This window comes from Acinetobacter sp. 1294596 (genome assembly GCF_000582925.1).
Classification (GTDB): domain Bacteria; phylum Pseudomonadota; class Gammaproteobacteria; order Pseudomonadales; family Moraxellaceae; genus Acinetobacter; species Acinetobacter radioresistens.
This window is the reverse complement of the sequence record NZ_JFCC01000022.1, coordinates 21,049-44,589: the sequence shown is the minus strand read 5'-3', so window position 1 is coordinate 44,589 and position 23,541 is coordinate 21,049. Positions and strand designations below refer to the sequence as shown.

General features: G+C 43.2%; 22 protein-coding genes. 10 read left to right on the top strand and 12 right to left on the bottom strand.

What is annotated here, in order from left to right; translation table 11 throughout:
- Positions 1-92 precede the first annotated feature (92 nt).
- Positions 93-338, top strand: a complete 246-nt coding sequence (locus J502_RS09390; RefSeq protein WP_026444122.1) for a DUF2171 domain-containing protein — start codon at positions 93-95, stop codon at positions 336-338.
- 281 nt (positions 339-619) lie between these two features.
- A complete protein-coding gene (locus J502_RS09385; protein WP_005017515.1) occupies positions 620-1,783 on the top strand; it encodes a zinc-dependent alcohol dehydrogenase in 1,164 nt (387 codons plus the stop codon).
- Between the two features lie 54 nt (positions 1,784-1,837).
- Here J502_RS09385 and gyrB read toward each other — a convergent pair whose 3' ends face one another.
- From gyrB to dnaA, 4 genes are all read right to left on the bottom strand, one after another.
- A complete protein-coding gene (gene gyrB, locus J502_RS09380; protein ID WP_034683905.1) occupies positions 1,838-4,306 on the bottom strand; it encodes a DNA topoisomerase (ATP-hydrolyzing) subunit B in 2,469 nt (822 codons plus the stop codon).
- 45 nt (positions 4,307-4,351) lie between these two features.
- Entirely contained in the window at positions 4,352-5,434 is a 1,083-nt protein-coding gene (recF, locus tag J502_RS09375) for a DNA replication/repair protein RecF (protein ID WP_005405730.1), read from the bottom strand.
- A 15-nt stretch (positions 5,435-5,449) separates the two neighbouring features.
- Complete coding sequence (gene dnaN / locus J502_RS09370) at positions 5,450-6,598, bottom strand: DNA polymerase III subunit beta (RefSeq protein WP_005023825.1); 1,149 nt, start codon at positions 6,596-6,598, stop codon at positions 5,450-5,452.
- 95 nt (positions 6,599-6,693) lie between these two features.
- Complete coding sequence (dnaA, locus tag J502_RS09365; protein WP_005017523.1) at positions 6,694-8,076, bottom strand: chromosomal replication initiator protein DnaA; 1,383 nt, start codon at positions 8,074-8,076, stop codon at positions 6,694-6,696.
- 659 nt (positions 8,077-8,735) lie between these two features.
- Between dnaA and rpmH the strand changes: the two genes are divergently transcribed.
- The 5 genes from rpmH (at position 8,736) to mnmE (ending at position 12,841) form a co-directional block, all read left to right on the top strand.
- Positions 8,736-8,870, top strand: a complete 135-nt coding sequence (gene rpmH, locus J502_RS09360) for a 50S ribosomal protein L34 (RefSeq protein ID WP_000831329.1) — start codon at positions 8,736-8,738, stop codon at positions 8,868-8,870.
- Positions 8,871-8,901: 31 nt separating this feature from the next.
- Positions 8,902-9,294, top strand: a complete 393-nt coding sequence (gene rnpA / locus J502_RS09355) for a ribonuclease P protein component (RefSeq protein ID WP_005017526.1) — start codon at positions 8,902-8,904, stop codon at positions 9,292-9,294.
- Positions 9,295-9,302: 8 nt separating this feature from the next.
- The gene (gene yidD, locus J502_RS09350) at positions 9,303-9,623 is read left to right on the top strand and encodes a membrane protein insertion efficiency factor YidD (protein ID WP_017401114.1); all 321 of its coding nucleotides are present in this window, start codon (positions 9,303-9,305) and stop codon (positions 9,621-9,623) included.
- 5 nt (positions 9,624-9,628) lie between these two features.
- Positions 9,629-11,383 carry a membrane protein insertase YidC gene (gene yidC, locus J502_RS09345; RefSeq protein ID WP_034683903.1) on the top strand — a complete coding sequence of 585 codons (1,755 nt, stop codon included), beginning with the start codon at positions 9,629-9,631 and terminating at the stop codon, positions 11,381-11,383.
- Positions 11,384-11,485: 102 nt separating this feature from the next.
- Positions 11,486-12,841: a tRNA uridine-5-carboxymethylaminomethyl(34) synthesis GTPase MnmE gene (mnmE, locus tag J502_RS09340; RefSeq protein ID WP_005023830.1), complete on the top strand. Its 1,356-nt coding sequence runs from the start codon at positions 11,486-11,488 to the stop codon at positions 12,839-12,841.
- A gap of 347 nt (positions 12,842-13,188) precedes the next feature.
- Here mnmE and J502_RS09335 read toward each other — a convergent pair whose 3' ends face one another.
- Together J502_RS09335 and J502_RS09330 are read right to left on the bottom strand one after the other, a co-directional pair.
- Entirely contained in the window at positions 13,189-14,361 is a 1,173-nt protein-coding gene (locus tag J502_RS09335) for an MFS transporter (protein WP_005404705.1), read from the bottom strand.
- 145 nt (positions 14,362-14,506) lie between these two features.
- Entirely contained in the window at positions 14,507-14,770 is a 264-nt protein-coding gene (locus J502_RS09330) for a metal/formaldehyde-sensitive transcriptional repressor (RefSeq protein WP_005017539.1), read from the bottom strand.
- 52 nt (positions 14,771-14,822) lie between these two features.
- On the opposite strand from J502_RS09330, the gene dmeF reads away from it, so the two are divergent.
- Both dmeF and J502_RS09320 read left to right on the top strand, forming a co-directional pair.
- Complete coding sequence (gene dmeF / locus J502_RS09325) at positions 14,823-15,809, top strand: CDF family Co(II)/Ni(II) efflux transporter DmeF (RefSeq protein WP_034683902.1); 987 nt, start codon at positions 14,823-14,825, stop codon at positions 15,807-15,809.
- A 65-nt stretch (positions 15,810-15,874) separates the two neighbouring features.
- Positions 15,875-16,588 carry a DsbC family protein gene (locus J502_RS09320; protein ID WP_005017545.1) on the top strand — a complete coding sequence of 238 codons (714 nt, stop codon included), beginning with the start codon at positions 15,875-15,877 and terminating at the stop codon, positions 16,586-16,588.
- A gap of 58 nt (positions 16,589-16,646) precedes the next feature.
- Here J502_RS09320 and J502_RS09315 read toward each other — a convergent pair whose 3' ends face one another.
- The 4 genes from J502_RS09315 to J502_RS09300 all read right to left on the bottom strand — a co-directional run bounded on the left by J502_RS09315 (position 16,647) and on the right by J502_RS09300 (position 20,271).
- A complete protein-coding gene (locus tag J502_RS09315) occupies positions 16,647-16,916 on the bottom strand; it encodes a GlsB/YeaQ/YmgE family stress response membrane protein (protein WP_005017546.1) in 270 nt (89 codons plus the stop codon).
- A 206-nt stretch (positions 16,917-17,122) separates the two neighbouring features.
- Positions 17,123-17,650 (bottom strand): hypoxanthine phosphoribosyltransferase, encoded by a 528-nt coding sequence (gene hpt, locus J502_RS09310; RefSeq protein ID WP_005017552.1) that lies wholly within the window; start codon positions 17,648-17,650, stop codon positions 17,123-17,125.
- A 216-nt stretch (positions 17,651-17,866) separates the two neighbouring features.
- Positions 17,867-19,192, bottom strand: a complete 1,326-nt coding sequence (gene guaD / locus J502_RS09305; protein WP_034683900.1) for a guanine deaminase — start codon at positions 19,190-19,192, stop codon at positions 17,867-17,869.
- A gap of 122 nt (positions 19,193-19,314) precedes the next feature.
- Positions 19,315-20,271 (bottom strand): TerC family protein, encoded by a 957-nt coding sequence (locus J502_RS09300; RefSeq protein ID WP_005017558.1) that lies wholly within the window; start codon positions 20,269-20,271, stop codon positions 19,315-19,317.
- Between the two features lie 370 nt (positions 20,272-20,641).
- Here J502_RS09300 and J502_RS09295 point away from each other — a divergent pair, with 370 nt between their 5' ends.
- Positions 20,642-20,938: a GNAT family N-acetyltransferase gene (locus J502_RS09295; protein WP_005404701.1), complete on the top strand. Its 297-nt coding sequence runs from the start codon at positions 20,642-20,644 to the stop codon at positions 20,936-20,938.
- A 57-nt stretch (positions 20,939-20,995) separates the two neighbouring features.
- On the opposite strand, the gene J502_RS09290 is transcribed toward J502_RS09295, so the two are convergent.
- Both J502_RS09290 and J502_RS09285 read right to left on the bottom strand, forming a co-directional pair.
- The gene (locus tag J502_RS09290) at positions 20,996-22,513 is read right to left on the bottom strand and encodes a 3-hydroxyacyl-CoA dehydrogenase (RefSeq protein ID WP_005017563.1); all 1,518 of its coding nucleotides are present in this window, start codon (positions 22,511-22,513) and stop codon (positions 20,996-20,998) included.
- A gap of 15 nt (positions 22,514-22,528) precedes the next feature.
- Entirely contained in the window at positions 22,529-23,302 is a 774-nt protein-coding gene (locus tag J502_RS09285) for an enoyl-CoA hydratase (RefSeq protein WP_005023853.1), read from the bottom strand.
- Between the last annotated feature and the right edge of the window lie 239 nt (positions 23,303-23,541).

Below are 23,541 nucleotides of genomic sequence, written 5' to 3'. Positions count from 1 at the left end.
GAATAATACTAGAGATAGAGATTATTCATAAATGTTTTTTATTTTTGAATAATCTAAATGACTTAAACTATATAAGTAAAGGAGAAAGAAGCATGGCAACAGGTATCGATCTCAGTCAAATTACTCAACATGCAGAAGTTTTAGGTTCAGATAACGAACATGTAGGCCGTGTTGACCACCTAGAAGGTGAAGATCAACTAAAACTTATTAAGAATGATGAAGACAGTGATGGAAAACATCATTTAATTCCTCTGACTTGGGTACAGGAAGTCAGCAATAATCAGGTAATTTTAAACCTGACAGCCAATGAAGCAAAACAGCAATGGCAAGTTGTATAATATAATTTAACATTATATTAATAAAAGGATTACCCTATTTAAAGGTAATCCTTTTATTTTATTTTAAAATGTAAAGAATCATTTCGGTTAATTGCTACTTTAAATCAACATTATTTTACCTAAGCCTTGTATATGTACATTTTTTCAACAGGCTAAATTGTTTTTTTATACATAAGCTTACCTCATGACGCTGCATTATGAATGACAGGTCAGTTTTCTTACTCAACAAAATTTTTACATGATTCTGCTGACTCTAAAAATAAACCAGAGAGGAAATAAGAATGCGCGCTCTTACATATCATGGTGCTCGGGATGTCCGGGTAGAATCTGTTCCTGATCCGATTATTCAAGAACCGGATGATGTTATTTTGCGAGTTACTGCAACTGCAATTTGTGGTTCTGACCTGCATTTATATCGAGGTAAAATTCCGGCCACTAAAGATGGTGATATCTTTGGCCACGAGTTTATGGGTGTAGTAGAGGAAGTTGGTCCGGCAGTCACTGAAGTAAAAAAAGGCGACCGGGTAATTATTCCTTTTGTAATTGCCTGTGGTAGCTGCTTCTTTTGTGAGCATGATCTGACTGCGGCCTGTGAGAATACCAATACGGGTCGGGGTGCTATCTTAAATAAAAAGCAGATTCCGCCAGGTGCTGCGCTGTTCGGCTATAGCCATTTATATGGTGGAGTTCCAGGTGGGCAAGCTGAATATGTACGTATTCCTAAAGGAAACGTAGGGCCATTTAAAGTACCAGGTTCTTTATCTGATGAAAAAGTTTTATTCCTGACTGATATTTTGCCTACTGCCTGGCAAGCAGTCACCAATGCCAAAATTGGTAAGGGATCAAGTGTTGCAATTTATGGTGCAGGACCGGTAGGCCTGCTCTCGGCCGCCTGTGCACGTATGCTGGGTGCCGAACTTATCTTTATGGTAGACCACCATAATTATCGTCTACAGTATGCACGAGACACCTATGGTGCCATTCCAGTTAATTTTGATGAAGTCGATGCAGCTGAATTTATTATTAGCAATACGCCGGGCTACCGTGGTGTAGATGGAGTAATTGATGCTATCGGTTTTGAAGCCAAGGGCAGCATGCTAGAAACCGTCATGACTAACTTGAAGCTTGAAGGTTCGAGTGGCGCTGCATTACGTCAATGTATTGCAGCTGTACGTCGTGGCGGTGTAGTAAGCGTACCGGGCGTTTATGCAGGACCAATTCATGGCTTCCTGTTCGGTGATGCATTCGATAAAGGCTTAACCTTTAAGATGGGACAAACCCATGTACATAAGTTCTTGCCACAATTACTGGAATTTATTGAAAATGGTGACCTTTCCCCAGAGGTAATCATTACCCACCGTATGAACCTGTCTGAAGCTGCTGAAGGCTATCGTATCTTTGATAAACGTGAAGAAGACTGTCGTAAGGTGATCCTTACCCCTTAATAGTAAGATATAAAAAAGCGCCTTCTGGCGCTTTTTTATTGGGCAGTAATGAAATTAAGCATCAATATCGGCATTCAATGCATTTTCTTCAATAAATGCACGACGTGGCTCAACATCATCTCCCATCAGGCAAGAGAACATACGGTCTGCTTCAATTGCATCATCAATAGTTACTTGCAGCATATTACGATTTTCCGGGTCCATCGTGGTTTCCCAGAGCTGCTCGGCATTCATCTCACCCAGGCCTTTATAACGCTGAATCATCATGCCGCGGCGTGAGTCCTGCAAGATGAACTGCCAGACCTGATGGAAATTACTGACCTGTACACGACGCTCACCTTTTTCAAGATAAGCACCCTCTTCAATCAGGTTGAACCAGCTTCTTGAATTCTTGAGCAGTCGAGCATATTCGGCAGAGGCCAGCAATCCGGCATCAAGCAGATAATGATGTGGCAAGTTATGCACATAAACAGTGATCCGTGGCCAGTAAAGCGCCGAGGACTGACCATCTGCATCAATGCGTTCAAATTTTTCAAGAGTCAGTTCAGGACGCAAGCTAGACTGCATGTCTGCAATACGTGAACGTAACTGTTCGCCCCATTGCTGGACATAACTTTCATCATGGTTCTGGTCCATTTTAAAAGCTTCTAGCGCCAAGAGACCATCAAGCAAGGTCGCAGGATAACGCAAGGTTAATCGGTGCAGACTCTTTTGTGAAACCTGGTAATCCTGAATCACCTGAGCCAATGCCTGTCCATTAATTGCTGGCGCATCGGCACTGACATGCAGAGACAAATCATCAATTGCATTGGAAATCAGATAAGTCTCCAGAGCATCATTATCTTTAATATACTGTTCCTGCTTGCCTTTTTTCAGTTTATATAAAGGCGGCTGAGCAATATAAATATGACCCCGTTCTACCAGTTCAGGCATTTGACGGAAGAAGAATGTCAACAGTAACGTACGAATATGTGAACCGTCGACATCAGCATCTGTCATGATCACAATCTTATGGTAACGCAGCTTGTCCGGATTATATTCCTCACGTCCAATACCACAGCCTAATGCCGTAATCAGTGTACCGACCTCAGCAGAAGAAATCATCCGGTCAAAACGGGCACGCTCTACATTTAGAATTTTACCCTTTAATGGTAAAATCGCCTGCATTTTACGGTTACGGCCCTGCTTGGCAGAACCGCCTGCCGAATCACCCTCGACTAGAAACAGCTCAGACAAGGCGGGATCTTTTTCCTGACAATCAGCCAGTTTTCCAGGTAAGCCAGCAATATCCAGTGCACTTTTACGGCGTGTCATTTCACGGGCTTTACGTGCTGCATCACGGGCACGTGCTGCATCAATAATTTTACCTGCAATAGACTTGGCCGCTGCCGGGTTCTCAAGCAGATATTCAGAGAACGCCTTATTCATTGCCTGTTCGACAGCCGGTTTAACCTCACTGGACACCAGTTTTTCTTTGGTTTGCGAAGAAAACTTAGGATCTGGAACTTTAACTGACACGATAGCAGTCAATCCCTCACGTGCATCATCCCCTGTTACTGCAACTTTTTCTTTCTTAAGAATATTCTCATTCTCAAGATAGCTGTTCAGGCCACGGGTTAATGCTGCGCGGAAACCAGCCAGATGGGTACCACCATCTTTTTGCGGAATATTATTGGTAAAGCAGCGTACATTTTCCTGATAAGAATCATTCCACTGCAACGCCACTTCAACACCAATTCCATTTTCAGCCTGAGTGGTGAAATGGAAAATTTCATTCAGGTGATTTTTACCTTCATTGATATATTTAACAAATTCGGACAGACCACCTTCATAGTCAAATACATGTTCAAGGTTAATGCGTTCATCGCGCAGAACAATACGGACACCGGCATTTAGAAAGGACAGCTCACGCAGACGGCGTGCCAGAATATCGACATTAAAAATAGTCTGGCTAAAGGTTTCAGCACTCGGCCAGAAACGGACTTTAGTACCTGTACGTTCAGTTTGTCCCACGACACGTAACGGATACTGAGGTACACCGTGCTGGTATTCCTGCTCATGTATCTGCCCTGCACGCTGTACAGTCAGCTCAAGCTTGCTCGACAAAGCATTAACAACCGATACACCTACACCGTGCAGGCCACCAGAGACTTTGTAACTGTTATCATCAAACTTGCCGCCCGCATGCAAAATTGTCAGGATTACCTCTGCAGCAGAGACACCCTCTTCCGGATGGATATCGGTTGGAATACCCCGGCCATTGTCAGATACGCTCACAGATTCATCTTCATGAATGGTCACCACAATTTCATCACAGTGTCCAGCCAGTGCTTCATCAATCGAGTTATCGACCACCTCGAATACCATATGGTGCAGACCTGTCCCATCGTCTGTATCACCAATATACATACCAGGACGTTTACGCACTGCGTCTAGGCCACGTAATACCTTGATACTAGAGGAATCATAAGCCTTTTCTTGGGTGTGTTCTGTTGGAGAGGCAGATTGAGATTCTGAACTCATGGTTTCTCCCTAGTGTAAAATGGATCAATCCAAAGATGGGTTAAATCATTGCTGAACGACACTGACTTGACCGTGTTCAACGTGGAATAATTGATAGGAAATAGACAGATCATGCAAATGCTGCTGTACCGATTCATGCTCTAGAGTGGTAATAAAAACTTGACTACCAAGTTGGCTCAATCGCTCAATTAAACGTTGTTGTGCGGTTAAATCTAATTCTGCCGTCAGATCATCTAATAATACCACAGTTTCCTTATTGCTCGCATGCAACATTGCAATCTGAGAGAGTTTTAAGGCCATAATTAATAGTTTTTTTTGTCCTCTTGAAAGAATGTTATCCGCATCTCCAAGTGGTGTTTTCAAGCGTAGGTCTGCCCGGTGTGGTCCATACTCGGTATAGCGTCTATCCAGGTCTTTCTGATGATATAACGTCAGGTCCTGATAAAGCCCCTGCTCACTATGAAAACCGGATACATAGTCTAGCTCAATCTCCAGATCAGGTAAAAGCTGGCTTAAATCCTGTTTAAAATAAATCTTCCATTGCTCCATCACCTGTGAACGTTGAGCATGGAGCAATTCACCATAACTGGCCAACATCTTGTTCCATGGATCAAGCTCATCCACACTTAGATTTTGGCGGGATTTAAGCAGACTGTTACGCTGCTTGAGTGCGCGAGAATAATATTGCCATGTCTGATAAAATTCAGGTTCCACGTGGAACATCAGCCAGTCCAGTAACTGTCGCCGCGGTTTGGCTCCATGGTCAATGATATCCGTACTGAGTGGGTCGATATATTGTAATGCCAGCATTTTAGCAAGCTGACCCTGAGTTGCGACCGTATCGCCATTCACTTTAATTATCTGCTCCCCCGAGAGCATTTTTTGCATGCCAATTTTCTCGGTAGCAGACTGTGCAAATACAATCGCGTCTGAAGCACCACTCTGAATGTAGTGTTTGGGAATATAAGTTCGAAAAGAGCGGCCTGTGGCCAGCAAATGAATCGCCTCAAGAATCGAGGTTTTGCCTGAACCATTGGCGCCATAAAAAACATTAAACGGCTGCAACTCAGAGAGTGCAACCGCTGAAAGGTTCCGGACACGTTCGATATTTAAACGCGTAATATACATAAAATAGCTTTAAGTCTAGACACGCATTGGCATGACAACATAAGTCTGGTCCTGCTGGGCAGGGTCTTGCACCAGCACTGACTGATTGGCTTCAGTCATAGTCATAACAACATCGTCACCATCCAGCACGTTTAGCACTTCAAGCAGATATTGTGCATTAAAAGACATTTCTAGCGGAGAGTTATTATATTGAATAGCCAGATCCTCAATCGCTTCATCCTGCTCCGGGTTATTGGCTCGAAGCTGTAATGAATCTGCATTAAAGTTGAGGAATACACCACGCAATTTTTCATTACTAAGAATCGCCACCCGTTGCAATGACTGTTTAAATACGTCATGCGCGATCTGGACAGTTTTATCACCACCACGTGGAATAACCCGACGATAATCAGGGAATTTCCCGTCAATCAGTTTGGTCGTGAAACGTACTGTAATTTCGCCCTGTTCCTTGTCACGGCTTGGGGTTTGAATTGTAACATTTAACAGTTCACGGCCAATCAGTAACGTAAGCTGTTCATCTTCAATGCTGAGCAGGCGTTGCAGTTCTGCTACTGCCTTACGTGGAACAATTGCCTGTACTGACTGAGAAGCGGTAGAAGATGCCAAGGTTTCACACAATGCCAGACGGTGACCATCGGTAGTTACAGCACGCAATTGAGCTTCATCAATTTCCAGTAATGTGCCGGTTAGATAAAAACGGACATCCTGCACTGCCATTGCAAAAGCAGTTTTTTCAAACAGACGCTTGAGTTCACGCTGGGTAACTTGAACCTGAGTACCCTGACTATTGTCATGATTAAGTAAAGGATAATCTTCAGCAGGTAAGGTTCCCAGTACAAAACGGCTATTTCCAGACTTTAAAATGCAGCGCTGGTCTTCAGTGATTTGTAAATCGATTAAAGCAGCACTTGGTAGTGACTTACAGATATCCATGAGTTTACGTGCCGGCACAGTAGTTTCACCCGGCTGTAAACAGGCTCCCTCACTTAAGCCGGTACTGGCCACCAGCTCAACTTCCAGGTCAGACCCGGTGATTGTCAGAGCCTGCGGACTCGCCTGAATTTTAACGTTTGAAAGAATGTTCAGGGTATGACGACGTTCGACCGCCCCTACCACATGTGATAGAACATTGAGTAAGCTCTCTTTAGCGATTTTCAAACGCACGATTCATTCCTCTAACAACTGAAGACAGATAAAAAAATAATTTTTAGCAGTGTACTATGCGGCAGTTTCAAGCACTTTGCAAGAATCCGGATTGATCAACTCTGCAACAGGCGCAGCAGGTTTTTATAATCCTCATTAAAGATCGGATCTTCAGCACGGAGGCTCTGGACTTTTTCGCAGGCATGCATGACTGTACTATGATCTCGCCCGCCAAAAGCCATGCCAATTTCTGGAAAACTGTCACCAGTTAATTCACGCGCCAAACCCATTGCCAATTGACGAGGACGTGCATAAATTCGGGTTCTTTTAGGCCCGACCAGCTCTTTGAGGGGAATACGAAAATACTCACTCACCACACGCTGAATATTTTCTACACTAATAGTTCGGGCCCTAATCGCCAAAACATCTTTTAAGGATTCTCGTACCACGTCCAGATCAATTGCGGTTCCCTTAAACCGGGAAATAGCGACAACCTTGTTTAACGCGCCTTCAAGTTCACGAACATTGGCAACCACCTGCTGTGCAATAAATAAAGCACAGTTACGGGGCAAATCAATCTCATTGCTTTCAGCTTTTTTCAGCAGGATTTCTATCCGTGTTTCAATGTCTGGTGGCTCGACTCCAACAGATAAGCCCCAGGAAAAACGGGAAACCAAACGTGGATCCAGTTCAGTCAATTCTTTCGGATAGCGGTCTGAAGTTAAAATAATCTGCTTGGATTCATCCAATAAAGCATTAAAGGTATAGAAAAACTCGACCAGACTTGCTTCTTTACCCGCTAAAAGATGAATATCATCGACCAATAATAAATCCAAGGAACGACAATTTTTTTTGAATTCTTCAACCTTGCCACGCTGTAAAGAACTGACAAAATCCTGTACAAAACTTTCCGCAGTCATATACATGACACGTGCATTGGGTTTGGCCTGTAATAGCGCATTACCGACAGCCTGCATCAGGTGTGTTTTACCCAAACCGGTAGGTCCATACAGAAATAAGGGATTATGCTGGGATGCACCAAGCTGTGTCAGTACTTTGCGGCACGTTTCTGCTGCCATCTGGTTAGAGCGCCCTTCTACAAAAAGTGCGAAAGTGAAAAGTGGATTTAAAAGACGCTTCTTATTCTGTTTGGCCGGTTCAGCTTCTTTTTCCTTTTTAGGACGCGATACCGGCATAGAAGCCGGGTGCTCTAATGCAGCCGTAGTAGTGGCTGGCTGCTCCGCTGCTGATAAAATAGCGCCGGGCCGGGAATCTACTAAAATCTCAACCTTACGTACACGGCCTTCCGACATTTGTTCAGCCAGAATTGTGATTAATTCTAGATGATGCTCTTGAATATATCTGGTCCAATAAGGATTAGGCGCATATAAACGTAAAGTATCCTCCAGTTCTTCAGCCACTAGAGGACGAATCCACATCGCAAAGATATTATCAGAGAGCTCTTGTCGCAAGCGAGTTAAGCAGTCCGTCCAAAGCATGTGAATCCCCTATCTTCATGTTTTAAATTTAAATTGAACTACAGCACCCCTTGCGAGGGGTGGCCATTCTAACCAAGTTATCCACATCTGTCATGGGTCATTTCTAAAGTTTTGGCCAAAAAAGAAACTTTCTGTTTTAAATTTGAATTTAAACCACATGTGGATAAAGTTTTCCATAACCTGTGGATAAAATATATCACAAAGTTATCCACAATTCATATAAATTATAAAAACATAGTTATCCACAATGTAATCACCTGATATTAGAATATAAAAATATCATTTCCACAGAAAAAAGCCGCTCTAATAATAATAAATTTAAATTTTAAAATTTGAATTTAATAATAACGATGCAATCTGGTGTGGATAACTTAACTTACAATGAATTTAAATTCAAAACCAGCAGCCTAACTCAGAAATATAATATATTGTTTATAAAACTGTGGATATTTTTGGTTTTTACATAAATATATTTTAAAATAAATGGTTTATATTGTGTATAAGTTTCAAATTTTATCTCTCTCCTTTTTATATTTGTATATTTCTCTCTTCTTGGAATTACAATCAAAATTGAACAAAAGACGGGTTTTCATTGACAGCGTAAAGATTGCACAATACAATCGCGAACCTTTATAGAAAGATCATTTTGGAGTTTCGACATGAAACGTACATTCCAACCATCTGAATTAAAGCGTAAGCGCGTTCATGGTTTCCGTGCTCGTATGGCTACTAAAGCTGGTCGTCAAGTATTAGCTCGCCGTCGTGCCAAAGGTCGTCACAGCTTAACTGTTTAATTTCAGTTTAAGTTTAAACGACTTGGGTGTCATGACACTTTATAGCTTCAGCACAGCTGTACGTATCCGCTGTGCTGCAGATTACAAAAGTGTGTTTGATGGTGCGCTTTTTAAAGTGCATCAACCCCACTTCTTATTTCTTGCCAGACCGACCGAATTGCATCATAGCCGTTTGGGTATTGTTGTGGCCAAGAAAAAAGTGCGTCGTGCACATGAAAGAAATCGGATAAAACGACTTGCTCGCGAAAGTTTTCGCCTGCATCAGCAGCAACTGGAATTATTAGATATCGTAGTAATGCCTAAAATAGGTATAGAAGATATTTCTAATGCCGAGTTGCACCAGCAATTACAGATAGCTTGGCAAAAGTTACAACGCCAGGTTAAAAAACACCGAAAAATAGCTGTTTCTTCCTCACAAAACTAGAGATACCAATGAGACGTTTATTGCATTGGTTGATACGTTTCTATCAAATTGCGATTAGTCCGCTGCTTGGACCTCGTTGTCGTTATATTCCAACTTGTTCTCAATATTCGTTAGAAGCCATTCATGCGCATGGCGCGATGCGTGGCGTGTGGTTGGCCGGTAAACGTATCTGTCGCTGTCATCCGTGGGGTGGTTCTGGCTATGATCCTGTTCCCCCAAAAGCAATTCGTTTTATTTCATTTCAGCAAATAGATTCTCAAACCTTTCACGTTGCTGTACCCTTTCGTGATCGTTTTTTGAATCAAAATCACTCTAACCACTTGGGGTAATAGATATGCAACAATGGGCCAGGTTTGCAATTCTCGGGGCCATGTTTGTCGTCGCATATTTGCTCATTTTGGCGTGGCAAAAAGATTATGGTCATGCAGAGACAGCGCCGCAGCAACAGGCAGTCGTTTCGCATGAAGTATCTGCAGATTTGCCAAATAGCCAAGCGGCATCAGCTTCTTCTGATGTACCGCAAGCAAATATTGCAACGCCACAAGCAACAGATGTAACTGCACCTGTAAATCAGCAGCTGATTTCAGTACAGACTGACCTCTATCATCTTTTGATCAATCCAAAAGGTGGGGATATTGTACGAATTGAATTACTGAATCATGACAAGAATAAAGACAGCGATCAGCCGTTTGTCATGCTGGAAAGTGATGCCAAGCGTACCTATGTCGCACAATCTGGTCTGATTGGACTCAATGGTCCAGACAGTAACCGTAGCGGCCGCCCGGTATATGAGGTTGAAAAAACTTCTTATGACTTGCTTAAAGATGCTCAGACTGTCAGTAAAGATAATGGTAAAGCAGTAAAAGTACTGACTATACCAATGGTATACAAGACTGCTGATGGTGTAGAGATCATTAAGACCTTTACCTTTAAGCAGGGCGAGTACCCGATCGTGGTCAACCATAAAGTGGTGAACCGTAGTCAGCAAAACTGGCAGGGTCAGATGTTTGGCCAGATCAAACGTGATAATTCTGAAGATCCTGGTAAGTCTGATCAAGGGATCTTTACGCTGGGTACCTTCCTGGGCGGTGCCTGGGGCACACCAGAAGAGCATTACAACAAGCTCAAGTTTGATAATTTTAATGATGAAAAGCTGAATGTTGATGCAAAGGGTGGCTGGATTGCTGTAGTACAGCATTACTTTGTGAGTGCCTGGATTCCGGGTCAGCTTAAACTGACTCAAGCCAATGGACAGCCATATGCTGCCAAGCTCGAATCACGCAAATCAGCTGATGATATGAATATCATTAGTTTTACTTCGCCAACTATCAATGTGCCAGCCGGTACGGTTGCTGAAGTAGATGCAACCTTCTACTCAGGTCCAAAGATTCAGTCCGAGCTCAAAGATCTGGCAGTAGGTTTGAACCAGACTGTAGATTATGGCTGGGTATGGCCAATTGCTAAATTATTGTTCCTGGGTCTGCAGTTCTTCCATAACATTGTCGGTAACTGGGGTTGGTCAATTATCCTGCTGACTATACTGGTTAAACTTATTCTTTGGCCACTGTCGTCCAAGAGCTATCGCTCTATGGCGAAAATGCGGGTAATTGCGCCAGAAATGCAGCGCATGAAAGAAGAGTTTGGTGAAGACCGTATGCGTTTCTCTCAGGAAATGATGGCACTCTACAAGCGCGAGCAGGTCAATCCTCTCTCAGGCTGTTTGCCGCTCTTGCTGCAAATGCCGATTTTCCTTGCCCTATACTGGGTATTGATGGAAAGTGTAGAACTGCGTCATGCGCCATGGTTCGGCTGGATTCAGGATTTGTCGGCGATGGATCCGTGGTTTATTCTGCCGTTAGTCATGGGTCTGACCATGTTTACTCAGCAATCACTGAATCCGCAGCCAGCTGATCCAATGCAGGCAAAAGTCTTTAAGATCATGCCGATCATTTTCACGGTATTTATGCTGTTCTTCCCAGCAGGACTAGTACTGTACTGGATTGTCAACAACAGTATTACTATCTTGCAGCAATGGTTTATTAACCGGAGCGTGAAGAAAGAACGCGAAAATGGTGTTGAAGTGATTTAATAATCCATTCAGCTCACTTGATCGATGCTGAATAAATCCGTCCAAGATGATAATCTTGGACGGATTTTCTTTTGCTGTTTTTAAAATTTTTAGGTGATCAATATGCTCAACTCCACCACAATTGCTGCGATAGCGACTCCACCTGGCCGTGGTGGTGTTGGGGTAATTCGCCTCTCAGGTCCGAAAGCCTATATGATTGCCGAACAGTTAACCCAGCGGTCTCTACCAAAAGCCCGCATGGCAGCTTTTCGGCAGTTTTATGATGCAGAGCAGCTGGTAATGGATGAGGGATTGGTTATCTGTTTTCCAAATCCCTATTCATTTACGGGAGAAGATGTTGTTGAGCTACAGGGTCATGGTGGACCGGTAATTCAAAATGCCCTGCTCTCCCGACTATTCGAGCTGGGTGCCATAGCGGCCAAGGCTGGCGAGTTTTCCATGCGTGCCTTTGAAAATGGCAAACTTGATCTGGTACAGGCCGAAGCCATTGCTGATCTGATTGATGCCACGTCACAGGCAGCTGCACGCTCTGCAGTACGTTCTTTACAAGGTGCTTTTTCTGTTAAGGTGAATTCTGTATTAGAGAAGCTTATTCATTTACGTTTACATGTAGAAGCGGCGATTGATTTTCCTGAAGAAGAAATTGATTTTCTCGCTGACGGAAAAATTCTCAAGCTGCTGGATGATGTTGCCAGTTCAGTCACGCTGGTACAGCAATCTGCACGTCAGGGCCAGTTACTGCGAGAAGGCTTACAGGTGGTCATTGCCGGAAAACCAAATGCCGGTAAGTCTTCGCTCTTAAATGCATTAGCAGGTAATGACCGCGCTATTGTTACTGATATTGCTGGAACAACCCGTGATGTACTGCATGAAAAGATTAGTCTGAACGGTCTACCCATTACACTCACAGATACAGCAGGTTTACGTGAAACCGGTGATATTGTAGAACAAGAAGGGATACGTCGCGCAATTAAGGAAATTGAACAGGCTGACTTACTGTTACTGGTCTATGATTTGAGCCAAGGTGAAGATCCTCTAAAATTAGCCCAGAATTATTTTGCTGAACATCTGGAGCCTAAACGGCTTATACTAATTGGAAATAAGTGTGACCTCATTGGGGTCCAGCCAGAAGCAGGAAAATATCAGGGTTTTCGTCATATCAGTGTATCTGCAAAAATGGAAACCGGCGTCCAGACACTCATAGAAGCGATTACAGACCATGCCGGCTTCCAGCCAGAAGAAGATACCTTTATTGCCCGAACACGGCATCTGGACGCAATGAAGCGTACACAGGCATATCTGGCTGAGGCACGTGAGCAGCTTACAGATTTTCATGCAGGTGAGCTGGTAGCCGAATCATTACGGCTGGCCCAAAATGCTTTAAGTGAAATTACTGGTGAATTTAGCGCCGATGACCTGCTTGGGAAAATTTTCGGGTCTTTCTGTATCGGGAAATAGTTCAAAATCAAGTGAACTCATTATCAATAAATTGATAAGTTATTTAAGCCGGTCTTAGGACTCTCTATAGAGAATTAAAACCCTACCTTTATCAGAGTTGGCCGGCTTTTAATTTCTATTAATAATTTGCCAGAATTTTTATAAAAAGCATAAGCAATGAGCTAAATTTTAATATTAGTAACTCCAAGACTTGATAGAAAATTTTACCTGAATCAGGTTTAGATAAAATTTATGGAATTCCAAATATCTAAATAATATTTTCAGTGAAAATGATTAAAATATAATAAATTAAGCTGATTTAGGATTTGATGACTGCTCCATTCTGCTAAGCCATAAAGTTCAGGTAATTATGATGAAACTATTTTTTTAGGCCAGAGTAATAAGGCCAGACAGAGCAGCGCTATGCTCGCACAGAAACTCAGTACCCCGAATGTCAGTCCAAAATGATCAGCCAGATAGCCTACGGCAATAATTGGTACAATTGTGCCCAGATAACCGATAAAAAGATAAGTTGACATAACCGCAGCACGATTACGTTCATGAGTCATGCTGTGAATCAGACCAAATGCACCCATTAACCCTAACCCATGCCCTGCGCCGACCAGAAGGTCACTGATGAAAAATAGCGGGCTCCATTGGGAAATCATACACAAGGCCAGTAAGATCAGGCTGAACATTAATGTACCCACACCCAGATTCAGGCTTTTAATGGGTGATAGTGAGCGTGCAAAAAACTGTACAACAGCAGAGGTAAGTAAAATACTGGCAATTGCACTGCCACTTACCAGCGGGCCATGCCATGGAATTAAATCTTTCACAAAAGAAGGTGACAGTGAAGCAAATAGACTGAAAGCACCAAAAGCACTAAAGGCAGTCAGGCCGGCAATAAAAAACAGGGTCTTGTAATGTGACTCAGGAATTTCCAGATGTGGCGCTATAGAAAAATTCTGCCGTTCGAATTGAGGTGATTCAAGGCGGGCCAAACCTAACAGGCAAAGGAAAGCTACCACAATCACCGGCAAATAAGGACTTATAAGAGGCTGATCAGAAAACTGGGCAATCAGTCCTCCAATAAAGGGCCCAAGCCCGAAACCAATCACAGTAATCACTGAACTGAGTTGCGGTGCATAAAGTTTATGTTGATCAGGAATCGTCGTAATCAGGCCAAGCATGGCTGAGGTACTAATCAGTCCAGAAGCAATCCCGATCACAAATCGTCCTGCCATCAACCAGTAAATATCAACGGCAACTGCAGAAAGTGCCAATCCACAAATCACGATGACTAAACCGATTTGCAGTGTACGGAGAAAACCCAAACTATTACTGGTACGACCAAAGAACAGTAAAGTGGCAAGACAGCCAAACATATAGGCGACGAAAATATAAGTAATGTGACTTGGCAGTAAATGCCATATTTGCTGGTAAATCGGATAAAGCGGGCTAGCGAGCGCTGTTCCAATGGTACCAGTACATAAGGCAAGGCTTACCATAAGAAATGGATGCCAAGATTGTTGTTTCATAAATGAAAAGATCAGGTCGTAAGCAGGAATAAAGCTGATAGTAGCCTGAAGCCTTCGAAAAATCGAAAGTAAATAAGTAACCTGAATTAGTGCCTGTCATAAATCTGGGACATTACTATTTAGATAGCCAGGATCTATGGCCAGATCAGGTATAACGCTTAAGTAACTTGAGAAACTCGGCCAGTTCCTTTTCATTATCATCATTTTGTTTGATTACATGTTCACGTAGATGAGATTCAATCAGCTCATTCATCAGGCCATTTACTGCACCTTTTATAGCTGCCACCTGCTGTAATACTTCAATGCAGCTTTTATCTTCTTGCTGCAACGCAGTTTCTACAGCTTGAAGCTGCCCTTGAAGCCGCTTGACCCGATTTAAAATTTTCTTGTCCTGATGTAAATGACCCATGCATCACCTCTAAAAATAATTATACTGGGGGGAGTATATGGAATAAACTGTTATGCAAAATTTTAACCTATCCCGACACCATAAACACCAGTTTGATCAGGGGAATCCGCTCGCCCAGAAACGAATCCTGTGGGCTACACTGTTAACCGGTTTCATGATGCTACTCGAAATAAGTGGTGGCTGGCTATTTAACTCTATGGCTTTACTGGCTGATGGCTGGCATATGAGTTCACATATGTTGGCTTTGGGGCTCGCTTATCTGGCTTACCGCGCGGCGCGTCACTATGCAAATGACCAGCGTTTCAGTTTTGGAACCTGGAAAATCGAAATTCTGGCAGGTTACAGTAGCGCCATTTTATTGATTGTTGTAGCTTTATATATGGCGGTTCATTCAGTTGAACGTCTGATTTTTCCGGTTGCTATTCACTATAATGAAGCAATTCCGATCGCAGTACTCGGCCTATTGGTAAATCTGCTTTGTGCCTGGCTCTTGCATGATCATACTGACCATCACCATCACCATCACCATCACCATCATGAACATGAACATGAACATGAACATGAACATCGTAAGCATAGTCATGATTTAAATCAAAAAGCTGCTTTCTTGCATGTGGTTGCTGATGCGGTGACATCGGTTTTCGCTATTATTGCGCTTCTGGCTGGAAAATATTTCGGCTGTGCCTTTCTGGATGCCGTCTTGGGAGTTGCTGGTGCTGTATTGGTAGCGCGCTGGGCCTGGGGACTTATAAGAGATACAGGCCGAACCTTGCTGGATGCAGAAATGGATCATCCGGTAGTCGCTGAGATTCGTGAGGTTATTGTCGGTTTACCAGTACAAGTAGAAATTACTGATCTGCATGTGTGGAAAGTAGGCCGTGGAAAATTTGCCTGTATTTTGGCTTTGGAAACCCAAGATGACTTGAATGCTGATCAGGTTCGTGATGCATTAAGTATTCATGAGGAAGTGGTGCATATTTCGGTTGAAATCAATATGCCGTTGCAGATGTTCCACGTGAAACCTTCCTTAGTTAGTTAAAATATTTTGTTAAAAATATGTTTAAAAAGAGCTAAAAGATTAGAATCAGGCAGGATTAACCTAAAATGAGCCATCCACGCATGAAAAAATTATTAATGCTAGCGCTAGCTGGAATACTCAGTAGTAGCTGCTTTGCCAATGTAGAGTCAGTACAGAATAATTTAAAGCAGCATTATCCTAACCTGAAATTTGAGCAGATTCAGTCTACTGAGATGAATGGAATCTATAGTGCAGTGCTAGATGGCCAAGTAGTTTACGTGGGTGAAGAAGCCAATCATATTCTGGTTGGTTCCATGATACGTCTTAAGGATCAGCAGAATCTAACCAAAGATCTGGTGCTTAAGCAAAATAGTATTGACTGGAAAAAGCTACCTTTACAGGATGCGCTTAAAACAGTACGGGGCAGCGGCAAGCGTCAACTTGCCGTCTTTTCTGACCCAAATTGTCCATATTGCAAAAAGCTTGAGGCTGAGCTTGCCAAACTTAATAATGTAACGATTTATACTTTTATTTATCCGATCAAACCACAGTCGGTAAAACCGGCTAAACAGGTATGGTGTTCGGATAGCCGTACAGTGGCTTGGCAAAGCCTGTTAGTTAAAGGAATACAGCCCACTGCCAATACCAGTTGCACTAATCCGATCGAGCGGAATTTGAGTCTGGGAAAATCACTGGGCTTGCAAGGTACTCCGGCAATCATTTTCTCAAACGGTTTTAAACTGATGGGGGCTTATCCGGCGGAACAGATTGAACAGGCTTGGCAGGAATTTGGCTTATAAGCTATAGCCATAAAAAAGCACCGGAAACGGTGCTTTTTTATTTTAATTTTTAAATTATTTAAGGATGATGATTTACACGTGAACGCTTGGTAATCATGTTATAAATAAACAGGATGATCAATGCACCCACGACTGATGCAATAAAGCCTGCAGCCGAGTTTTCATCATAAAGGCCGAGCATACGGCCACCATAGGTAGCCACCAGTGCACCAGCGATCCCTAATAAAGTGGTAACGATAAAGCCTGCCTTGTCATTACCTGGGTGAATTGCCCGTGCAATTAGCCCTGCAATGAAACCGACGATAATAGCAACAATAAGTGACCACATACGCGTTCTCCTTCTTATCTTTTCTGATGTGATGTCTGGAACATGTACGCTTATTATCATTGAGCACGTATCAAATTTTAAAAAGTGCCATAATGCTACTTCCTGTTGAGTTTTTGTGCCGCTAGGGCATCAATACGATAAAACTGCTAAAGAACGTATAAAAAAAGTGGCCATAGGCCACTTTTAAGTATCAGGAATTTAGAAAACTAAAGACCAATTTCCCCAATAAAAGGAATGTGTCGATACTTCTGGTCATAATCCAGACCATAGCCAACAATAAATTTATCTTCTACTTCAAAGCCTAAAAATTTGACTTCAAGTTCAATTTCACGGCGTGACGGTTTGCTTACCAGGGTGCAGAGTTCGATTGAATTAGGATTACGGGTTTGCAGAATTTCCAGAACTTTACTCAGGGTATTGCCTGAGTCGATGATATCCTCGACTACCAGAACATCTTTACCCCGGATTTCCCCGTCCAGATCTTTCAGGATTTTTACATCACGACTTGAAGTAGTGCCTCCCCCATAACTGGAGACGGTCATAAAGTCCAGTTCATGTGGTTTATGAATGGCACGGCATAAATCTGCCATGAAAATGACCGAGCCACGTAACAGTCCGATCAGAACCAGTTCCCGGTCACTTTGTGCATAGTGAGCATCAATTTTTGCACCAAGCTCTTTGACTTTTGCCTGAATCTCTTCAGCAGAAATCAATACGCTCATTTCAATGGTCATGGGCAGATCCCTAAAAACGAGTAAAATGGAAAAATAAAAAAGGTGTTGACCTGCAACACCTCGAATAGGGAAATTTTAATGCAATTTTTCATTCTGTGCATCCTTTTCAGAAGCCAGAATATGAATTATCTGTTAGTTGAGGGCTGATCAGACTTGAGCAGAACTGCACAGGCTAAAGCCAATACTCCCCATTTAAAAAGACTACTACCAGGAACTCTAGACTGGTTCTGCTTTGCTGTAGGCCTTTTGTCCATAGATATAGGTTGCTTCAACATTACGATCATCTCCTAATGTAAACAGGGCAAATAGGCTGTCTTCTAGTCCCTTGCTATGTTCCTGACGCAGTTTCTGTAAAGTTGTTGCCTTCAGGTCGAGTACTATAAAGTCAGCTTCTTTACCTAAATCGAAATTACCCAGTTTGTCCTCTAGGTTCAATGCACGTGCGCCCCCCAATGTAGCGTGGTAGAAAGCCTCAAGCGCAGAGAGCTTGTTGCCCTGTAACTGCTGGACTTTATATGCTTCATTGGCTGTCTGTAACAGGCTGAATGATGTACCTGCACCAATATCAGTCCCGAGGCCAACCTTTACCTGTTTTTGCCAGGTTTTAGACAATGGAAACAGCCCGCTTCCTAAAAACAGGTTCGATGTTGGGCAGAATGCGATTGCAGATTTACTCTGGTGCAGACAGTCCCATTCCTGCTCCTGCAGATGAACACAATGTGCAAATACACTGCGTTCTCCAGTCAGCCCGTAATGATGATAAACCTCCAGGTAACCCTGCTGCTCAGGGAACAATTCTTTTACCCAGGCAATTTCATCCAGATTTTCACTCAAATGGGTATGTATATAGACATCCGGAAATTCTGTTTTTAATTTTCCCGCCAGCTGCAATTGTTCCGGTGTAGAGGTAGGCGCAAAACGTGGTGTAATAGCATAGAGTGCCCGGCCCTTGCCATGCCATTTTTCAATGAGTGCCCTGCTATCTTCATAGCTGCTCTGGGCCGTGTCACAAAGTGCCTCGGGCGCATTACGGTCCATCATGACCTTACCTGCAATGAGCCGCATCTGGTACTGTGCTGCCTGCTCAAATAATGCATCTACTGATTGTGGATGCACCGTACAGAAAACCAATGCAGTGGTGGTTCCATTTCTAAGCAGTTCTTCTACAAAAAAATGGGCAATCTTGCTGGCATGTTCAGGATTTTCAAACTGCATTTCAGTCGGAAACGTATAAGTATTAAGCCAGCTCAACAGTTGCTCGCCATATGCACCAACCATTTCACTTTGCGGATAATGTATATGCGTGTCAATAAAGCCAGGAACAATCAACTGTTCAGGATAATGTTCTACCAGAATACCGGCAGGTAATTGGGTCTGGCCCTCCTGCCAAGGGCCAAACCAGACTATTTTCCCCTGTTCTGTAATCAGCAGGCCATCTTCTAAATAACGGACCTGATGAGCCAGATCGGTAGGCTGGACAACAATCTGCCGAATATCTAGAAAGCGCCCGCGAATGGCTGTGGAAATGGGAAGTGAAGACATGGTTAAAACCTGCAAGTTATACTTTTTTCAACCGATTTTAACCGTAACTCTCAGCGACTGTATACCGTTATAATGCGTAAAACGGTTAAGTCAGAGCCTTAACCGTTTAAGCTATCTGTGGACTATTGTGGTAGCTGCTTTTGGTTATAACGGTATGACATCCAGCCGGTAATGGTGAGCACAACTGCAATAAAGCCTAGAGAAATCCAGATTGGCATATGGAATACGTCAAGCAGAAGCATTTTTGCGCCAATAAACAGCAGGATTACACCTAAACCATAAGGAAGGTAATGCATTTTTACTGCAGCACCAGATAGAAGAAAGAACATGGCACGTAAACCGAGAATCGCCATCAGGTTTGCTGTAAGAACAATAAACGGATCACTGGTGACTGCGAAGATTGCCGGAATAGAATCTACTGCAAAAATTACATCAGAGAATTCAACCAGAATCAGTACTACAAAGAGCGGCGTCAACCATAACTGGCCCTGTTTACGTACCCAGAATTTATGACCTTCGAGCTGCGGGGTAATACGAAAATGCTTACGCAGCCATTTCAGTAAGGCCATCTCTTCAATATTGGGGTCATCATCTTGCCCTTTCAGGAATTTATAGCCGGTATATACCAGGAAGGCACCGAAGATATAAAGTACCCAGGAAAACTCCTGTACCATCCATGCGCCAATAAAGATAAAAATGGTCCGCAGGATAATTGCACCCAGAACCCCGTAAAGCAGAACCTGTTTCTGCAAAGCAGGTGGAATGGCAAATGCCGAGAAAATCATCAGCCAGACAAACACATTATCAATAGCCAGCGATTTTTCCAGTAGATAACCGGTAAAGTATTCCATGGTTTTCTGGTTGGCAATTTCAATTCCGCTGTTCTGTTGCAGATAAAACCAGAGACCTGCACCAAAAATCACTGAAACGGTTACCCAGGCTGCACTCCACCACGCAGCCTGCTTCATAGGAACAGGCTGATCCTGATGCTGTCTGAAACCTAAAAAATCTACCAAAAGCATGACTGCAATTATGGCAAAAAATACCAGATACAATCCCATACTGCCGATTGATTCCATCACTATCTCCTCATCCGGCATACGGGCACAAAAAAACCTTGACCTGCTGCCAGATGTTTTTATTCATCTGTGTCAACATGATCAAGGTCTTGCCTACATCAGGGTTAGAACATCCTGATGCTCAGATACCGACTTTTTGCAAAGTGTATTGACGATATCTGACACGCAACCGAACGTTATAAAAAACTATCGGCTACGCTTGGAGGAGGCTACTCCCCTTGTCAAACTAAAATTCTGTCTCAAATAGAATGCTCTATTTGAATATGTGTAGAGTTGCACATTTTTTAACAAAGTGCAATTTAAAAAAATAACTCAAATCAACGGTAATTGTTGTCTGGATGTGGCATGTTAAAACAAATTGACAAGATTCATGAAGGAGAAAAGTATGGAAGTTCAGCATCATGAAAATGACCAGCGCGGTGCCTTTATTATTCCTGAAAATGGCGAACGCTTGGGCGAGCTGACTTATGTGTGGCAGGGTGAGGACAAATTTGCTATTGATCATACCTGGGTCAGTCCGGCAGCACGTGGCCGAGGCGTGGCACGCGAACTGCTTGATGCTGCAGTTGCTTATGCACGTGAGAAACAGGTCAAGATTATTCCAGTCTGCTCTTACGTAGCTACCATGTTTCAGCGTGAGAAAAGTTTTGCTGATGTAGCTGTCTGAGTCTTGTATCTGAACAGGTACTGCTGCTACAAGCAGTACCTGAGAGACTTTAAAGGATTATACAGTCGTGACCAATGGCAGTTTTAACTGAACACGACGGCGTAACCATGCACTCGGACGATAACGTGGATCACGGCTAATTGCAGACATACGGTCCAGAATAAGCAGAATTTTATCTGCTCCCAACTTGTCACCCCATTCAATCGGGCCATAAGGATAGCCCAGACCCAGACGTACTGCAGCGTTAATATCCTCAACACTGGCCACACCCTGCTGGGCAATGTCACAGCCCAGATTGACGATCATGGCCAGTACACGCTGTGCTACGAAGCCGGTACTTTCCTGAATCATGCTAAGTGAAGTGCCATCCAGATTAAAAATGGAATGTGCTGCTGTCTTATGTTTTGAGTCAGTGATGAGGGTTGGCATAAGAGTACGATGTTTATTAAAACCGTATAGCAGGTCAATACACACTACCTGTTTCGGATTGATCTGATAGCGTAAGGCCGCAGTCGTTGCATCTTCACCATAGCTGGCAATAAGCACTAAAGCCTGTTCAGAAGGCTCTGGACCTGTTTCTAGCGTTATGCCCTGCTGTTCCAGATAATCTTTTAAAATACTCTGGTCTTTTTCAAGGTCTGCTGCAATCCAGACGGTTGGATACTGATCCAGCTTTTCTACAAAAACTGCCGGGTCTTCACCCTGCTTTTCACCAGTCGTATAGTCATAAAAACCTTTACCGGTCTTTCTGCCCAGCTGTTTGGCTATATATCGCTGCCGGGTAATAACACTTGGACGATAACGGGCTTCTTCATAGTACTGATGATAAATTGATTCGCTCACCGGATGGGAGACATCCATCCCGGTCAGGTCTACCAGTTCAAATGGACCCATTTTAAAACCGATACCATCACGGTAAATCCGGTCAAGCTCAGACACTGAAGCCACATTTTCAATCAGCATGGCATAGGCCTCACTGCCAAAGGCTCGGCCCGCATGATTAATGATAAAACCTGGGGTATCCTGTGCTTTAACCGGATGATGACCCATTTTGACAGAAAGCTGCATGAGTGCATCTACAATATCCTCACGGGTATTGAAGCCCTGAATGACTTCGACAACTTTCATCAGCGGTACAGGGTTGAAGAAATGGTAACCCACGATCTGTTCAGGACGCTTACAGCCAGCAGCAATTGCAGTAATAGATAAAGAAGAGGTATTGGAAGCCAGAATGGTTTGTGTACCCACTAGGCTTTCCAGCTGCTGCATGAGCTGCTGCTTGACCTCAAGATTTTCAACAATTGCTTCAACAATCAGGTCACAGTTTTTGAGCTGTTCCAATTCGGTCGCTATACTAAGATGGCTCAAATCCTGATTGGCTTTTTCCTGACTGAATTTTCCTTTACTGGCCAGCGTATTTAAAGTCTTGCCGAGTTTTTCTCTAGCTTGCTCTGCAGCCCCCGCCTTGGCATCAAACAGTATTACATCGTGGCCAGATTGGATTGCAATCTGGGCAATACCTGCGCCCATAGTACCTGTGCCAATAATTCCGATCTGCTGAATTTGAATACTCATGTTTCTATCCCTGAATTATTTACCCTGATAATTTGGTTTTCGTTTTTCAATAAAAGCCTGCATGCCTTCTTTCTGGTCTTCGGTATCAAAGAGTAACTGGAAGGATTTACGCTCTAGCGCCAAGCCTGCATGAAGGGGTACATCTTCGGCCATCAGCGCAACTTCTTTAATCTGTTCCAGCGCGACAGGAGGCAATTTAGCTATGGATTCAGCCATTTTGAGGGCAGCTGGAATCGCATTGTCTTCTTCAACTAACTGGGACACCAAGCCCATTTGTAAGGCTTCTTGAGCTGGAACCAGACAGCCAGTCAATATCATGCGCATGGCCTGGAATTTGCCTACCGCACGGAACAGACGCTGGGTACCCCCCGCCCCTGGCATCACGCCAACTTTTACCTCTGGTTGTCCAAATACCGCTGTCTGGCTGGCAATAATAATATCTGCATGCATGGCCAGCTCACAGCCTCCACCCAAGGCATAGCCATTGACTGCAGCAATGACCGGTTTTGGACAGCTGGCAATTGCCTGCCAGTAACGCTCACTGCGACGTTGCATCATCTGAACTGCATGAGCATTTGCCAACTCTTTTAAATCTGCGCCTGCTGCAAAGTCCTGTTCTCCGCCTGTCAATACAATGGCACGAATTTCCGGGTCATCGCTGAGTTGATTAAAGATTTGTGCCAGCTGAATCCTCACTTGGGTATTTAAGGCATTTTTTGCTTCTGGACGGTGAATTTTAACTACAGCTACATAGGATTTTAAATATTCAACCTGAACGACCTGTTCCATTTTATCTCCATTGTTTCGTTATGCGGAAATATGTTTTATTAAAAATAAGTTTATTCTATAGCCAATGCAATGCTTTTTTAATAAAAACTTAGCTTAATAGGCATTCTTGGCTTCTTTGTAGTGTTTTAGGAAAAACACTTGAGCAGTTTATGGGAATATGATTTTATATTTCGTATTATGAAATAAAATTTTGGATTCATCTGAAGCTGGTTTATTTCATTAATATCCGACTCATATAA

Coding starts and splice junctions, on each gene's coding strand:
- yidC (WP_034683903.1), top strand. CDS start 9,629: ATGCAACAATGGGCCAGGTTTGCAATTCTCGGGGCCATGTTTGTCGTC.
- J502_RS09335 (WP_005404705.1), bottom strand. CDS start 14,361: ATGAAACAACAATCTTGGCATCCATTTCTTATGGTAAGCCTTGCCTTA.
- J502_RS09385 (WP_005017515.1), top strand. CDS start 620: ATGCGCGCTCTTACATATCATGGTGCTCGGGATGTCCGGGTAGAATCT.
- J502_RS09390 (WP_026444122.1), top strand. CDS start 93: ATGGCAACAGGTATCGATCTCAGTCAAATTACTCAACATGCAGAAGTT.
- hpt (WP_005017552.1), bottom strand. CDS start 17,650: ATGACCATTGAAATGAGCGTATTGATTTCTGCTGAAGAGATTCAGGCA.
- recF (WP_005405730.1), bottom strand. CDS start 5,434: ATGTATATTACGCGTTTAAATATCGAACGTGTCCGGAACCTTTCAGCG.
- J502_RS09290 (WP_005017563.1), bottom strand. CDS start 22,513: ATGAGTATTCAAATTCAGCAGATCGGAATTATTGGCACAGGTACTATG.
- dmeF (WP_034683902.1), top strand. CDS start 14,823: ATGCAAAATTTTAACCTATCCCGACACCATAAACACCAGTTTGATCAG.
- rnpA (WP_005017526.1), top strand. CDS start 8,902: ATGACACTTTATAGCTTCAGCACAGCTGTACGTATCCGCTGTGCTGCA.
- J502_RS09330 (WP_005017539.1), bottom strand. CDS start 14,770: ATGGGTCATTTACATCAGGACAAGAAAATTTTAAATCGGGTCAAGCGG.
- gyrB (WP_034683905.1), bottom strand. CDS start 4,306: ATGAGTTCAGAATCTCAATCTGCCTCTCCAACAGAACACACCCAAGAA.
- J502_RS09285 (WP_005023853.1), bottom strand. CDS start 23,302: ATGGAACAGGTCGTTCAGGTTGAATATTTAAAATCCTATGTAGCTGTA.
- rpmH (WP_000831329.1), top strand. CDS start 8,736: ATGAAACGTACATTCCAACCATCTGAATTAAAGCGTAAGCGCGTTCAT.
- J502_RS09295 (WP_005404701.1), top strand. CDS start 20,642: ATGAAGGAGAAAAGTATGGAAGTTCAGCATCATGAAAATGACCAGCGC.
- dnaA (WP_005017523.1), bottom strand. CDS start 8,076: ATGCTTTGGACGGACTGCTTAACTCGCTTGCGACAAGAGCTCTCTGAT.
- yidD (WP_017401114.1), top strand. CDS start 9,303: ATGAGACGTTTATTGCATTGGTTGATACGTTTCTATCAAATTGCGATT.
- J502_RS09315 (WP_005017546.1), bottom strand. CDS start 16,916: ATGTGGTCACTTATTGTTGCTATTATCGTCGGTTTCATTGCAGGGCTA.
- J502_RS09300 (WP_005017558.1), bottom strand. CDS start 20,271: ATGGAATCAATCGGCAGTATGGGATTGTATCTGGTATTTTTTGCCATA.
- guaD (WP_034683900.1), bottom strand. CDS start 19,192: ATGTCTTCACTTCCCATTTCCACAGCCATTCGCGGGCGCTTTCTAGAT.
- J502_RS09320 (WP_005017545.1), top strand. CDS start 15,875: ATGAGCCATCCACGCATGAAAAAATTATTAATGCTAGCGCTAGCTGGA.
- mnmE (WP_005023830.1), top strand. CDS start 11,486: ATGCTCAACTCCACCACAATTGCTGCGATAGCGACTCCACCTGGCCGT.